14 protein-coding genes are annotated in these 14,169 nt (G+C 73.4%); 5 read left to right on the forward strand and 9 right to left on the reverse strand.

Features of this window, described 5'->3' with window-relative positions; translation table 11 throughout:
- Positions 1-9: 9 nt before the first annotated feature.
- The gene (locus P3T41_RS03100) at positions 10-939 is read left to right on the forward strand and encodes a cellulose-binding protein (RefSeq protein WP_280687401.1); all 930 of its coding nucleotides are present in this window, start codon (positions 10-12) and stop codon (positions 937-939) included.
- Between the two features lie 81 nt (positions 940-1,020).
- Here P3T41_RS03100 and P3T41_RS03105 read toward each other — a convergent pair whose 3' ends face one another.
- Positions 1,021-1,788 (reverse strand): alpha/beta hydrolase, encoded by a 768-nt coding sequence (locus tag P3T41_RS03105; protein WP_280687402.1) that lies wholly within the window; start codon positions 1,786-1,788, stop codon positions 1,021-1,023.
- A gap of 104 nt (positions 1,789-1,892) precedes the next feature.
- On the opposite strand from P3T41_RS03105, the gene P3T41_RS03110 reads away from it, so the two are divergent.
- Together P3T41_RS03110 and P3T41_RS03115 are read left to right on the forward strand one after the other, a co-directional pair.
- A complete protein-coding gene (locus P3T41_RS03110) occupies positions 1,893-2,906 on the forward strand; it encodes an ABC transporter ATP-binding protein (RefSeq protein ID WP_280687403.1) in 1,014 nt (337 codons plus the stop codon).
- A 1-nt stretch (position 2,907) separates the two neighbouring features.
- A complete protein-coding gene (locus P3T41_RS03115) occupies positions 2,908-3,675 on the forward strand; it encodes an ABC transporter permease subunit (RefSeq protein WP_280687993.1) in 768 nt (255 codons plus the stop codon).
- 7 nt (positions 3,676-3,682) lie between these two features.
- On the opposite strand, the gene P3T41_RS03120 is transcribed toward P3T41_RS03115, so the two are convergent.
- Positions 3,683-4,003, reverse strand: coding sequence for an ATP/GTP-binding protein (locus P3T41_RS03120; protein ID WP_280687404.1), 321 nt, complete (start codon positions 4,001-4,003; stop codon positions 3,683-3,685).
- Positions 4,004-4,435: 432 nt separating this feature from the next.
- On the opposite strand from P3T41_RS03120, the gene P3T41_RS03125 reads away from it, so the two are divergent.
- On the forward strand, positions 4,436-5,578 hold the full coding sequence (locus P3T41_RS03125) for an LLM class flavin-dependent oxidoreductase (RefSeq protein WP_280687995.1): 1,143 nt from the start codon (positions 4,436-4,438) through the stop codon (positions 5,576-5,578).
- A 73-nt stretch (positions 5,579-5,651) separates the two neighbouring features.
- Here P3T41_RS03125 and P3T41_RS03130 read toward each other — a convergent pair whose 3' ends face one another.
- Positions 5,652-6,044 carry an SCO5389 family protein gene (locus P3T41_RS03130; RefSeq protein ID WP_280687405.1) on the reverse strand — a complete coding sequence of 131 codons (393 nt, stop codon included), beginning with the start codon at positions 6,042-6,044 and terminating at the stop codon, positions 5,652-5,654.
- A 708-nt stretch (positions 6,045-6,752) separates the two neighbouring features.
- On the opposite strand from P3T41_RS03130, the gene nucS reads away from it, so the two are divergent.
- Positions 6,753-7,412, forward strand: coding sequence for an endonuclease NucS (nucS, locus tag P3T41_RS03135; RefSeq protein ID WP_280687406.1), 660 nt, complete (start codon positions 6,753-6,755; stop codon positions 7,410-7,412).
- A gap of 12 nt (positions 7,413-7,424) precedes the next feature.
- Here the strand turns inward: nucS and P3T41_RS03140 are convergent, their stop codons facing one another.
- From P3T41_RS03140 to P3T41_RS03165, 6 genes are all read right to left on the reverse strand, one after another.
- Complete coding sequence (locus P3T41_RS03140) at positions 7,425-9,743, reverse strand: ATP-binding protein (RefSeq protein WP_280687407.1); 2,319 nt, start codon at positions 9,741-9,743, stop codon at positions 7,425-7,427.
- 234 nt (positions 9,744-9,977) lie between these two features.
- On the reverse strand, positions 9,978-10,364 hold the full coding sequence (locus P3T41_RS03145; RefSeq protein WP_280687997.1) for an STAS domain-containing protein: 387 nt from the start codon (positions 10,362-10,364) through the stop codon (positions 9,978-9,980).
- 229 nt (positions 10,365-10,593) lie between these two features.
- Positions 10,594-11,466 (reverse strand): 3-hydroxyacyl-CoA dehydrogenase family protein, encoded by an 873-nt coding sequence (locus tag P3T41_RS03150; protein WP_280687408.1) that lies wholly within the window; start codon positions 11,464-11,466, stop codon positions 10,594-10,596.
- A 160-nt stretch (positions 11,467-11,626) separates the two neighbouring features.
- Complete coding sequence (locus P3T41_RS03155; protein WP_280687409.1) at positions 11,627-12,292, reverse strand: response regulator transcription factor; 666 nt, start codon at positions 12,290-12,292, stop codon at positions 11,627-11,629.
- A complete protein-coding gene (locus tag P3T41_RS03160) occupies positions 12,289-13,509 on the reverse strand; it encodes a histidine kinase (protein ID WP_280687410.1) in 1,221 nt (406 codons plus the stop codon). The genes P3T41_RS03155 and P3T41_RS03160 overlap by 4 nt, the downstream gene beginning before the upstream one ends.
- An 84-nt stretch (positions 13,510-13,593) precedes the next feature.
- A complete protein-coding gene (locus tag P3T41_RS03165) occupies positions 13,594-14,166 on the reverse strand; it encodes a cob(I)yrinic acid a,c-diamide adenosyltransferase (RefSeq protein ID WP_280687411.1) in 573 nt (190 codons plus the stop codon).
- Positions 14,167-14,169: the final 3 nt, after the last annotated feature.

Genomic DNA, 14,169 nt, shown 5'->3' on the forward strand with positions numbered 1-14,169 from the left:
CAGAACCCCATGAGCGACAGTCACTCCCCTCACGGCTTCGACCTGGTGCGCCGTGGGTACGAGCGCGCCCAGGTCGACGAGCGGATCACCAAGCTGGTGGCCGACCGCGACAGCGCGTTGACCAGGATCAGCGCGCTGGAAAAGCGGATCGAGGAGCTCCACCTCGAGACGCAGAGCGCTCAGGCCCAGGTGGCGGACGCCGAGCCGTCCTACGCCGGTCTCGGCGCGCGGGTCGAGAAGATCCTGCGGCTGGCCGAGGAGGAGGCGAAGGACCTGCGCGACGAGGCGCACCGCGCCGCCGAGCAGCACCGCGAGCTGGCCGAGGCGGCCGCCCAGCAGGTCCGCTCCGAGGCGGAGAACTACGCCAAGGACCGCAAGGCGAAGGCCGAGGACGAGGGTCTGCGGATCGTCGACAAGGCCAAGAGCGACTCCGCCCAGCTGCGCGCCGAGGCCAACAAGGACGCGGTCAACAAGCGTGAGGAGGCGGAGGCCCTCTTCGAGGAGACCCGCACCAAGGCCGCCCAGGCCGCGCTGGAGTTCGAGACCAACCTGGCCAAGCGCCGCGAGCAGTCCGAGCGCGACCTGGCGGCCCGTCAGGCCAAGGCCGAGAAGCGCCTGGCCGAGATCGAGCACCGGGCCGAGCAGCTGCGCCTGGAGGCCGAGAAGCTGCGCACCGACGCCGAGCGCCGGGCCCGCCAGACGGTCGAGACGGCCCAGCGCCAGTCCGAGGACATCGTGGCCGACGCGAACGCCAAGGCCGACCGGATCCGCAGCGAGTCCGAGCGCGAGCTGGCGGCGCTGACCAACCGCCGCGACTCGATCAACGCCCAGCTGACCAACGTCCGCGAGATGCTGGCCACGCTGACCGGTGCCGCCGTCGCCGCGGCCACCCTGCCGGGCGACGACGCCCTCGGCGTGCCGGCCCAGCAGTCCCGCTGACCCAGCGGCACCGCTGATGCAGCGCCAGAACGGCGCCTGCCCCGTCTCCACGGGGCAGGCGCCGTTCTGCTGTGGCCAGCGCTACACCCGCCGCAGCAGCGCCGTCACCGCCGCGTTGAAGGCCGCCGGGGCCTCCAGCGCGCTCAGGTGCCCCACCCCCGGAATCACCGTCAGCTCGGCGTCCGGCAGGGCCATCGCCATCGCCTCCGCGTCCGCCACCGGGGTCAGCGCGTCGTACTCCCCCACCACCACCGTGGCCGGCACCCGCAGCCCTTCCAGGGTCGCGAAGGAGTCGGGCCTGGCCGCCATCGCGCGCTGCGCCCAGGCCACCCCGGCCGGGCCGGCCGCGCCGATCAGCGCCCGCACCTCGGCGATCAGTTCGCCGGTGGAGTCCGGGCCGAGCAGCGAGTCCTCGGTCTTCTCCTCCAGCAGCAGCGCCACGCTGTCCCTGGCCAGCACCGCCGCGGCGATCCGCTCCCGGTTGGCCAGCGCTGCCGGCGCGTCCGCACTCGCCTTGGTGTCGGCCAGCAGCAGCCCGGCCAGCCGGTCCGGGTGGCGGCGGGCGAAGGCCATCGCCAGGTAGCCGCCCATCGAGACCCCGCCGACCACCGCCGTGCGCACGCCCGCCGCGTCCAGCAGCCCGGCCAGCTGGTCCGCCCAGCGCTCCAGCGAGGGCTCGCCGACCGGGGCCGGTGAGTCCCCGAAACCCGGCAGGTCGGGTGCCAGCACCCGGGCCGTGCCGAGCGCTCCGTCGAGCTGGGCGCGGTACATCCCGGCGTTGAGTGGGAATGCGTGCAGCAGGAGCAGCGGCGTGCCCGCGCCGCGGTCACGAAGAGCGAGATCGGTCATGGCGCCCACCGTAGGCGGCATCCCGAAGGGTCGCACAATCCGGACCCTTATGTCTGATTCGTCATAACCTGACGATGTATGAGAATCAGGAAGCAGGAGCGCCGATGATCGAGCTGCACGACCTGACCAAGCGGTACGGCGACAAGCTCGCCGTGGACGGACTCACCTTCCAGGTGCCCCGCGGCGTGGTGACCGGATTCCTCGGCCCCAACGGCGCCGGCAAGTCGACGACCATGCGCCTGATCCTCGACCTGGACCGCCCCACCGGCGGGCGGGTCACCATCGACGGCAAGGGCTACGGCCATCTCAACGAGCCGCTCAAGTACATCGGCGCGCTGCTGGAGGCGACGGCCGTGCACCCCGGCCGGACCGCCCACAACCACCTGCTCTGGCTGGCCCAGAGCAACCGGATCCCGGTCGGCCGGGTGGACGAGGTGCTCGCCCTGGTCGGCCTGACCGAGGTGGCGCACAAGCGGGCCCGCGGCTTCTCGCTCGGCATGCGCCAGCGGCTGGGCATCGCCTCGGCGCTGCTCGGCGACCCGGAGATCCTGATGTTCGACGAGCCGGTCAACGGGCTCGACCCCGAAGGCATCCTGTGGATCCGCAATCTGATGAAGCGACTGGCCACCGAGGGCCGGACCGTCTTCGTCTCCTCCCACCTGATGAGCGAGATGGCGCTGACCGCCGAGCACCTGGTGGTGATCGGCAAGGGCCGGCTGCTGGCCGACCTGCCGATGGCCGAGTTCATCGAACGCAACTCACGTTCGGTGGTCCGGCTGCGCACCCCGCACCCGGAACAGTTGCTGGACGCGCTGACCCGGCAGTCGATCACCGCCGTGCCCGGCCCCGACGGCTCGTTCGAGGTGTCCGGCGGCGACCCGGCCCAGCTCGGCGACCTGGCCGCCGCGCACGGTGTGACGCTGCACGAGCTGAGCCTGCAACGGGCCTCGCTGGAGGAGGCGTTCATGCAGATGACGGCGGACGCGGTGGAGTACCACGCGGGCCCCGCCGCCCGTCCGGGCATCGATGCGGCGGGCGCCACCGGCACCTGGGGTGAGCAGTGGCAGCCGGCCGGCGGCCGCGGATCCGAGAAGAAGCAGCAGAAGGGTGCGAACTGAGATGGGCTCCTTCCCCGCGATCCTGCGCTCCGAGTGGACGAAGATCCGTACCGTCCGCTCCACCGTCTGGACCCTGGTCCTGGTCTTCCTGGTGACGGCCGCGCTCGGCGCGCTGCTCTCGCTGCTCACCAAGAACAACTTCGCCGACTTCCGCAAGAACGCGACCACGCCGTTCGACGCCACCGCGACCAGCCTCTCCGGCATCGCGCTCGGCGAGATCGCGATGATCGTCTTCGGCGTGCTGGCCATCGGCAACGAGTACAGCAGCGGGATGATCCGGGTCTCGCTGGCCGCCGTGCCGCAGCGCGGCACCCTGCTGACCGGCAAGGCCCTGGTGATCGGCGTGCTGGCGCTGCTGGTCTCGCTGCTGACCGCCTTCGTGACCTTCTTCCTCGGCCAGGCCCTGCTCGGCGACCACCGCACCACGCTGGGCTCGCCGCACGTGCTGCGCGCGGTCTTCGGGGCCGCGATCTTCCTGACCATGCTCTGCCTCTTCTCGGCCGGCGTGACGGCCATGCTGCACAACCAGACGCTGGCGCTGGGCATCCTGGTGCCGTTCTTCTTCCTGCTCTCGCCGATCCTGTCGGCGGTGCCGAAGGTCAAGAACGTGGCGCACTACTTCCCCGACTACGCCGGGCGGCAGATGCTGACGGTCTTCCCGGAGGCGAACACGCCCTACGGCTGGGTGGGCGGCTTCCTGGTCTGCGGCGCCTGGACGCTGGCGGCGCTGCTGGGCGGCGCGGCGGTGCTGAAGGGCCGGGACGCCTGACGGCCGGTCAGTAGCGCGGCGCCCCGCGGCCGCGCTGGATCGCCGAGCCGCGCCGCTCGCGGGCGCCCCAGCAGGCCCGGTGCCAGTGCCGGCGGTCCTCCACCCCACCGCCGTGGTCGGGCCAGGCCACCACATGGCCCGTCCCGGGCGGGATCTCCTGGTCGCAGCCGGGGCAGCGGTAGTACCGACCCGGGGTGCCGGCCACCGTCTGGACCACCCACTCCTCGCCCTGGTAGCTCTCCGTCCGGCGCAGCGAACCGCCGAGCGGGGCCGGTTGCCCGACGCTCCGATCGGCGGAGCTGCTGGTCCGGTTGCGGCGCGGAGACACGATGTTCACCTCTCGGTGGGGACGCGGTTCACTCTCCAGATTACGGTCGGCGAGCGGAGGGACCGGCAGCGCGTCGCCCCCGGACGCACAGCGACCTTTATCACGGCCCGGTCGGCCACCGGTGGGATTTCGGTGAGATCCACCCGTTCTTCAGTGAAATAGGCCGAGTTGAGTGCCAATGGCACATGACATGGGTTACTCACGTGGAGACAGAGCGGGGCTCGCAACAGCCTGCGCGCACCCGAGGAGGGCATTTCCGTGACCCAGACCAGCGCCACCGCCGGCGTCCACCCCGGCCCTGACGCCGACCACGCGCCACGCACCGACCGGACCGGCCGCGGCCACCGGACACCCCTGGCCGACCGGCCGCTCACGCTGCCCCCGGCACCCGCCGCCGAGCGCGGTGGCAGCCATCCGGCGGCCCAGGACACCATCCGGGTCGGTGCCTTCCTGCTGTCGGCCCAGTTCCCCGGCCAGTGCCACGCCCAGGCCCTGGAGCGGACGGTGGCGGCCACCATGGCCGCGGAACGGGCCGGGCTGGACGCCGTCTGGCTGGCCGAGCACCACTTCGTGCCGTACGGGGTCTGCCCGAACGCCGCCACCCTGGCCGCGCTGCTGCTCGGCCGGACCCGGCGGATCCAGCTCGGCACCGCCGTGAGCGTGCTCTCCACCACGCACCCGGTGGCGCTCGGCGAGCAGGCCGCGCTGCTGCACCTCACCTCGGGCGGCCGCTTCACCGTCGGCGTCGGGCGCGGCGGGCCCTGGATCGACCTGGCGGTCTTCGGCGGCGGGGTGGCCGCCTACGAGGAGGGCTTCGCCGAGCGCCTCGACCTGCTGCTGAACTTCCTGCGCGGCTCCCGGGTGCGCGGCGACGGCCCGCAGTTCAACTTCCCCGAGGTCCCGGTGGTCCCCCGGGCGGTGGAGCCGACCCGGCTGGGCGGGCGTGAACTGGCCGACTGGCTGGGCCTGCAGGCCGAGCCCGCGCTGCGCTTCCCGCGCCAGCGCACCGAACAGGCCACCGCCCCCTCGGCCGGTGACCCGAGCGCCGCCGGGCCGCCCGTGGTGGTCGCCTGCACCTCGCCCGCCAGCGTCGAACTGGCCGCCCGGCGCGGGCTGCCGATGCTGCTCGGGATGCACTCGGGGGACGAGGACAAGCAGTTGATGCTCAGCGCCTACCGGACCGCCTGGCGGGCCTGCGGGCGCGGCGAGGAGCAGTTGGCCCGGGTGGAGCGCGAGCACGTGGCGGCCGGGGTGGCGCAGGTGGCCGACCGCACGCCGGCGGCGCGGGCCACCCTGCTGCGGGCGATGCCCGGCTGGTTCGAGTACGGGCTCGGCGCGCACCGCACGGTGGACGGGCGGGAGCGCAAGATGCGCGATCCGCACGCGTACACCGAGTTGCTCTGCGACCTGCACGCGGTGGGCACCCCGCGGCAGTGTGCGGACCGGCTGCTCAGCACCGCCGAGCGGACCGGGATCCGGCGCTTCGCGCTGCTCGCCGAGGGCTCGGGCGACCACGTGGGCACCCTGGAGAACATCGCCCGGCTCGGTGCCGAGGTGCTGCCCCAGCTGAGCTGAGAGGCCGCTCTGACGGCCGGTCAGGACGATCGGCCGCCACCGACGAAACGTGGCGGCCGATCGCGCTGACGGCTCAACAGTCGCGCAGTTCCGGCGACTGGTTCAGCAACTGGGCCCGGACCGAGGTGAACCGCCGGTGGCGCTCCTCGGCCTCGTAGCCCGGACCGAAGACCGCCACCCGGTGGCAGTTCTGGAAGGCCAGCTTGACCCCGAAGTGCCGTTGCAGGGCACCGCGGATGGCGTCACTCGCCATCGCCCGCAGCAACTGGCCGCGCGCCTGCTCGCTCGGTGGCGGGACCTGATTGTCCGCGAAGCCGGTGCCGTCGACCCCCATCTGGGCGACGAGCGAGCTGATCAGGTCCCAGGCATAAGGCAGGGACGTACGGACGCAGTCGACGAACTCCCGCTCGTCGACCTCGCCTCGCTCGGCCTTCTCCAGAAGGGCCGGTGAGACGTCGAGCGACATGGGTTCTCCTCTCGCGGTCCACCGCGCGCACCTCGCGCGGGTGGTGGTGCCAAGTGCGGATGGTGCCAGGTGCGATTGGTGCGATTGCTTCGTTCGGTGCGATTGGCAGGACTGGTGCGGATTGTGCTGATCCGGTGCGTTCGATTCCGTGCCGTGCTCAGTCGGTTGACCCCGGTCAGGGGCGCGCCGGTCGGACCCGGCGTGGGGCGGTACCGCAGCGGTCGGCGCCCCTGACAGGGCGGACGCGGCTGTGACCAGGTTGGCAGCCCAGGACCGACAAAACTCGTGAATGTCACAATTGCCGTTGAACTAGGCGCCAACGCGGCCAGAATGGCTGAAACCACTCCGGTGATGGCGTTACCGGCCCACCTCCACACTCCATCCCCGTTTGGCTACGCGGGCGTTCGAAGGCGTCACCCAACGTAGCGGTCTGCGCGCACAGACGCCAGACTTCGGGAGCCACAGACTCCCGGGTTCCCATGGTTCGCCCGCTTCTACTCCCCGGCACGCCTCTCGGATCGACTCGCTTCAATTGGCTCCGCCTGCCCCGATCGTTCGACCGCGCGTCTCGCCGAAGCGCCCTGGAGTGCCGGGAATCCCGTCCGCAGTTGAACACCCGCCGGGAACATTGACGCACCGAGCGTTGTTCTACGGTCACCTCACGTGATCGCGCTCGAGGGCCGCTCGGGAGCGCCTAGGCTTGCCCCCATGCGTCTTGTCATCGCCCGTTGCTCCGTCGACTACGCCGGTCGACTCTCCGCCCACCTGCCCTCCGCGACCCGGCTGATCCTGGTCAAGGCCGACGGAAGCGTGAGCATCCACGCCGACGACCGCGCCTACAAGCCGCTGAACTGGATGTCTCCGCCGTGCAGCCTCAAGGAGGGTGACGGCTCGTGGACGGTGGTGAACAAGGCGGGCGAGAAGCTGATCATCACCCTGGAGGAGGTCCTGCACGACTCCTCCCACGAGCTGGGCGTCGACCCCGGCCTGATCAAGGACGGGGTCGAGGCACACCTGCAGGAGTTGCTGGCCGACCGGATGGAGGTGCTCGGCGCCGGCTGGTCGCTGGTCCGCCGGGAGTACCCGACCGCCATCGGCCCGGTCGACATCCTGTGCCGGGACGCGGCGGGCGCCAGCGTCGCGGTGGAGATCAAGCGCCGCGGCGAGATCGACGGCGTCGAGCAACTGACGCGCTACCTGGAACTGCTCAACCGCGACCCGCTGCTCGCCCCGGTCAAGGGCATCTTCGCCGCGCAGGAGATCAAGCCCCAGGCCCGGGTCCTGGCCACGGACCGGGGGATCGACTGCGTGGTGCTGGACTACGACGCGCTGCGCGGGATCGACGACGACAAGCTGAAGCTGTTCTGATCCTCCGTCAGGTCAAGTGGTCGTCGGGGACGGCGACGTGGTGGTCGGCGTAGGCGTCGGGGTCGGCGTCGGTGTGGGAGTGGGCGTCGGCGTCGGGGTGGGCGCCTTGGTGGTCGGCGGCGGCGAACTGGGCGCCGGGGTGGTCGGCACCGGCGGCGGCGCCCATGGGGTGGTCGGCCCCGGCTGCCCCGGGGTCGGCTTGGTAGGCACACCCGTCGTCGAGCCGCTGTCGCTCGGGCGGGCCGTCGGCGTCGCCGTGCGCCCCTTCGAGGCGCTGGCGCTCGGGCTGACCGACACCGAGGCGGAGGCGGCGGGCGACGCGGATCCGGACGCGCTGCCGGACGCGGACGCCGTCCCCGGGGCCGACCCGCTGCCGCCGGCCGACGCGGTCGGCACGGCGCCACCCGAGCCCCCCACGTTCAGCATGTTCCCGCTCACACCCGTGCCGCCGCCCGTCGGAGCGGCACCGCCCCCGGAGACGCCGAGCGCCACCGCCGTGCCCACCGCGCTCAGCGCGACGAACCCGCCGACGGCCAGCAGCGCGTTCCGCCGCGACCAGCCGCGCAGCAGTCCGGCCGGCGGCCAGGAGCGCTGGGCCAGCACCCGGATCACCGGGCGACGGATCGCCTGGGTCTCGGCCTCCGGCTCCACCGGCTCCCGCTCGGCCTCCTGAAGCAGCGTCAGCAGCCGACGCGAGGCCGCCAGTTGCCGGCTGTCCCCGGCCGCCCCGCGCAGCCCGCAGGCCGCCTCCAGCGCGCTCCTGGCCGCCGCCTGGGCCGCCGGGTCGCCGTCCGCCAGACAGAGCCGGTACGCCCCCAGCTCGTGCTGGAACCAGGCCTCCTCACGCGAGTGCCCGCTCTGCCGGGCCACCCCGAGCCCGAGCTCCAGCACCTGCCGCCAGGCGCCCCAGCGCAGCGTCAGGGCGAGCGCGGGGGCCGCCGCACGGGCCAGGTGCAGCACCGCGTCGGTGCGACCCGCGGTCCGGTCGGCTTGCAGCGCGCCCAGCACCACCTCCGCCTCGGCGGCGATCTGCGCGGTGCTCACCGAGCCGTGGCCGACCCACCAGGAGAAGTGCTGCGCCGCACCCTGGGTGCTCCGCTCGTCGGGGCCCCAGTGCGCCGCGAGCGCCTTCAGCACGCCCGCGGTGAGCCGGTGGTGGCCGCCGATCGACTCGGCGAGCCCGCACTCCGCCAGCTCGCGCAGCGCGCTCTCGCCGTGGTCGACATCGATCAGCGCGGGCAGGTGCGGCGCGGTCGGGCACTCGCCGCCCAGCGCCACGGCCAGCCGCAGCACGGCCTCGGCCGCCCCGCTGAGGCCCTCGATCAGCAGCAGCGTGGGCGCGGCGGCCTCGGCCACCGTGGGCAGCGGCACCGAGGCGCGCAGCTCGGCCTCGCGCACCGCCGGGTCCTGGTCCGCCGGGGCGCCGTCCGGGGCGCCGCCGAACAGCCGCTGCCGGTCCTCCTCGGCCGCCAGCAGGGTGTCCACCACCAGGTCGCGCCGGCGCAGCAGCGCGGCGGCCTGGACGAAGCGCAGCGGCAGGCCCTGGGACTCGAACCAGAGGTCGACCGCCCAGGCCCGCTCGGCCTCGTCCAGCAGCCGCCCGGCCAGCCGTGCGGTGAGCGCCAGGCAGGCGGGCCTGGTCAGCCCGCCGATCGTGTGGTCCTCCAGCCGTGAGTCGGGCGGCAGCACGCCGGCCGCACCGGCCGCCGGCGCCACCACGAAGGCGCACTCGGGGGCGCGGGCCAGCAGCTCCTCCAGCTCGGGGCCGCGCTGGGCGATCTCGTCGATCACCACGATCGCGCCCACCCCGGCCAGCAGCTCGGGCAGTTGGGCGCGGTCGGGCCGGAAGCCGGGCGCCTGGTAGGCGGCCGCGAAGAGGTCCTGCAGTAGGTCGTCGGCGTCCCGCCGGTGGCCGCAGAGCTGGATCACGCCGTGCGGGGCCAGCTCGCCCGCGCCCGCGACCACCGCGGCCAGCAGCGCGCTGCGCCCGGACCCCGGCTCGCCGAGCAGCCGGATCGAGCGGCCCTCGGCCAGCTTGCCGAGCAGCTGGGCGACCTCGGCCTCGCGGTCCAGCAGCGGCAGGTCGCCGGGGCCCGAGCCGAGGGCCAGCGGACCGACCGCCGGGGTCGGCCCCGGGCCGGCGGCGGCGCGGCCGACCTGGCGCTGCCCGCCGGTCGGCCGGCGACGCGGCGCAGGACGGTACTCGGGCGGGCAGGGCTGGATGTCGGCGCCGTCCGGGCCGCCGACGGTCACCAGGTAGCGCCCGGCGACGAGGTCGCCCGATCGCCCGCGCAGATTCTCCTGCCCGACATCACCGGATGGCTGTGCCACGATGTGCTCCGCCTGTGCTCCGCCGGGCGGCCACCGGCCGCCGGCCGCCTTGAGGGACCGGACCGCCGCAGCGCAGTCAGTGCGCGTTCGACGGCCGACGGACCGTCGCACCGCTCGCGGCGGCATCGCTCCGGCGGGGCCGGCGGCGAATCGAACGGTCCTGTCGAGCGCAGACTCTCGCACATCCGGGCCCCGCCGTGCAGAGCCGACCCCGGTCCGTTACCCGGCCGGGACTCAGTGCAGTGGCGCGATCACCGAGGGCAGCGCCGGCTGGCCCGGCGCGCCGCCCGGCAGGGTGGCCCCGCACGGGTCGGCCACCGCACCCTCCACCGCGAGGATCCGGTGCAGCCGGGTGGCCACCAGCAGCCGCTGCAGCTGCGGCGGCACCTCCCGCAGCACCAGGCGGCGGCCGAGCCGGCCGGCCCGCCGATGGGTGCCCATGATGACGCCCAGCCCGGTGGCGTCCCAGGAGTCCAGCGCCCGTAGGTCGAGCACCAGGTCTCCGGTGCTGCCGTCGTCGACCGCCTGGTGCAGCCGGGCCCGCGCGTCGGCCGCGCCTCGCACGTCCAGCCGGCCTTCCAGGGCCAGGACAGTGTGCCCGCCGAACCCGGGGTACGCCACGATGCGCACGCTGTCCTCCTTCAGGTCTGAGAGCCCCACCATCTGACGCCGGACCAGCGGTCCAGGTTGCTGCTCCCCGGGCCGATCTGAAGCAACTTCACTCGTCCGAGGGAATATACGCAGCCGCACCTGGGGCGCACGCTCGATTACCGCGCAAATCACCCATCTGCGGCACATGCCGTGAGCAAGCTCACCCGCGCCCCCGTACAGGGAGCGGGGTGGGCCGCCCTCAGGCCTTGTGGTTGTAGAAGCCCTGGCCGCTCTTGCGGCCCAGGTCCCCCGCCGTGACCATCCGGGCCATGATCTCGGGAGCGGCGAACTTCTCGTCCTGGGTCTCCTCGTAGATGTTCCGCGCGGCGTGCAGCAGGATGTCCACGCCGGTCAGGTCGGCGGTCTGCAGCGGGCCCATCGGGTGGCCGAAGCCCAGGCGGCAGGCGGTGTCGATGTCCTCGGCGGTGGCCACCCCGGACTCGTAGAGCTTGGCGGCCTCCACCACCAGCGCGGTGATCAGGCGGGTGGTGATGAAGCCGGCCACGTCACGGTTGACCACGACCACCTCCTTGCCCACCCCCTCGGCGAAGGCGCGCGCGGTGGCCAGCGCGGCGTCGCTGGTCTTGTAGCCGCGGACCAGCTCGACCAGGCGCATCAGCGGCACCGGCGAGAAGAAGTGCACGCCGACCACGGACTCCGGGCGCTCGGTGACGGCGGCGATCCGGGTGATCGGGATGGCCGAGGTGTTGCTGCCCAGCACCGCGCCGTCCTTGGCCAGCTTGTCCAGCTCGCGGAAGACGGCCTCCTTGACCTCCAACTGCTCGAAGACGGCCTCGATCACGATGTCCGCCTCGCCGATCGCGGCCAGGTCGGTGGTGGTGGTGATCCGGCCGAGCGCGGCGGTGGCCTCGTCGGCGGTGAGCTTGCCCTTGCTGACGAACTTCTCGTACGAGGCCTCGATGGCGTCCAGGCCGCGCCGCAGCGCCTGCTCGGTGACGTCCCGCAGCACCACCGGGTGACCGGCCTGCGCGGACACCTGCGCGATGCCCGCGCCCATGAGTCCGGCGCCGATCACGGCGATCTGCTGACGCTGCGTGGGTACGTTGCTCATGGCTGCTTCTCCCGAAGTCCCGTCCAGGCGTGCTCCGGGGCAGGGTTCTCCCCCGACCTTCGGCCGGGAGGTACGCCCGATGCCGGGAGCCGCGCCGCTCACCGCTCGGACTGTAGTGCCCCGGGCCGGGCCGTGGGGTGATTGGCGGGTGTGATCTGTGTCAGGCCCCAGGGCGCTCCGGGACGGCGGGCAGCACCACACCCAAGTCCTGGGCCAGGATCGCCGCCTGGACCCGGCTGCGCAGCTCCAGCTTGGCCAGGATCCGGCTCACGTGGGTCTTGGTGGTGGCCTCCGCCATGGCCAGCCGGCGGGCGATCTGCCCGTTGCTCAGCCCCGCGCCGATCGCCGCGAACACCTCGCGCTCGCGCTGGGTCAGGGTGGCCAGCCCCGCCGGATCGCCGCGCTCGGGCCGGGCGAAGGTGCTGATCAGCCGTCGGGTGACGGACGGCGCGAGCATGCCGTCGCCGCGCGCCACCGTGCGGATGCCCTCGATCAGGGTCTCCGCCTCCAGGTCCTTGAGCAGGAAGCCGGCCGCGCCGGCCCGCAGCGCGCCGTGCACGTACTCGTCGAGGTCGAAGGTGGTCAGCACCAGCACCTGGGCGGCGCCGGCGGCGGTGATCCGCCGGGTCGCCGCGACACCGTCCAGCCGGGGCATCTGAACGTCCATCAGCACCACGTCAGGGCGCAGCTCCAGCGCCAGGCTGACGGCCTGTTCGCCGTCGGCCGCCTCGCCGACCACCGAGAAGTCCGGTTCGGCCCGCAGGATCATCACCAGGGCGGCCCGGACCGCCGCCTGATCCTCCGCCACCAGGATCCGGATCGTCATCTGCGCTCCCCCTCGTCCACCGCGGCCGGCCCCACCGGCAGCACCGCGCGTACCCGCCACAACTCGCCCACCGGGCCGGCCTCGAAGCTACCGCCGAGCAGCTGGGCCCGCTCCCCCATGCCGACCAGACCCGCCCTGGCGCCGGGCAGCGTGCGGCCCGCGTCGGGCCGGTACGGGCTGTCCACCGCGATCTCCACCCGCTCCGGGCAACTGGACAGCCGCAGCCGCACGGTGCCGCGCCCGGCGTGCTTGAGCGCGTTGGTGAGCGACTCCTGGACGATGCGGTAGGCGGCCAGGTCGACCGGCGCGGGCAGTTCGCCGTGGTCGCCGTCCAGCGAGGTCTCGAAGTCCAGCCCGGCGGCCGGCCCGGCGGCCCGGGCCTGGGCCAGCAGGCTGTCCAACGCCTCCAGCCGGGGCGCCCGATGGTCGGCGGGGAGCTCCTGGTCGGCCCGCAACAGGCCGATCATGCGACGCATCTCGGCCAACCCCTGCACGCTGTTCTCCCGGATCACCGCGAGCGCGGCCACCAGCGGATCCTCCTGCGGACGCTGCTGGCGGCGGGCCAGCGACTGCGCGCCGGTGGCGTGGATGGCGATCGCCGAGAGGTGGTTGGCCACCACGTCGTGCAGCTCGCGGGCCATCCGGGCCCGCTCGGCGGCCACCGCGCCGCGCCGGTCCAGCTCGGCCAGCAGCGTGGTCTGCTCGGCCCGCAGCCGCTCGGTCTCGGCCTGGTCGCGGTGTCTGCGGACCAGCACGGCGGTCCAGACCGGGGCGAGGAAGATCAGCGCCGCCCAGACCACCGCCCCCAGCGCGTTGCCGATCGTGGTGTGGCTCGCGATGACACCGGCGATCGCCAGGGTCATGCCCGCCCCGGTCAGCTGCAGGACCAGCGGCGTGCGGCGCGGGCCGTAGAGGGTGCCGGCGTAGAGCAGGTCGGTGTACATGATCACGGTGGCCGTCAGGATCCCGCCGAACGTCCCGGCCAGGAAGATCAGGCCGCCGAGCGTGACCGTCAGGATCGGCCGGCGGCGCCGGAACAGTTCCAGCACCGCCATCGCCAGCAGGGAGGCCAGCCGCAGCCAGGGCGAGACGTGCTCGCCCTCGTTGTACGCGTGGCCGGCGAGCATCAGCAGCCCGCCGCAGAGGCCGGACGCGGCGATCGCCAGGTCGACCTGGCGCGGCGTGAGGTGGAGCGGGGTGAGGCGGAGCGGTAGCACGGCCCCATCCCACCACTTCGCCGCGTCCGTTGGCTGTACATCGAAGGTTGCAGCCTGCGCTCCACCCTTGCGACGAGGGACCGACTAGCGGTTCTCCCCCGGCACCCAGAGCACGTCCCCGCGCTCCTTGTTGGCCGTCCTGGCCAGGATGAAGAGCAGATCGGAGAGCCGGTTGAGGTACTTGGCGGTCAGCGGGTTGACGCTCTCCCCGTGCTCCTCGATCGCCGCCCAGGTGGCCCGCTCCGCCCGCCGCACCACGGTGCAGGCCAGGTGCAGGTAGGCCGCCCCGGGGGTGCCGCCCGGCAGGATGAAGCTGCGCAGCTTCTCCAACTCGGCGTTGTAGCGGTCGCAGTCGGCTTCCAGCCGGTCGATGTAGCCCTGCTCGACCCGCAGCGGCGGGTACTTGGGGTCCGCCACCACCGGGGTGGACAGGTCGGCCCCGACGTCGAAGAGGTCGTTCTGGATCCGGGTCAGCACCGCGACCAGGTCCTCGGCCAGCGCCCCGGCGGCGATCGCCACCCCGAGCGCGGCGTTGGCCTCGTTGGCGTCCGCGTAGGCGAGCAGTCGCGGATCGGTCTTGGTCGTGCGGCTCATGTCACCGAGCGCGGTGGTGCCGTCATCGCCGGTGCGGGTGTAGATGCGCGTGAGGTTGACCATGGG

This window comes from Kitasatospora sp. GAS204B, assembly GCF_029892155.1.
Taxonomy (GTDB): Bacteria; Actinomycetota; Actinomycetes; order Streptomycetales; family Streptomycetaceae; genus Kitasatospora.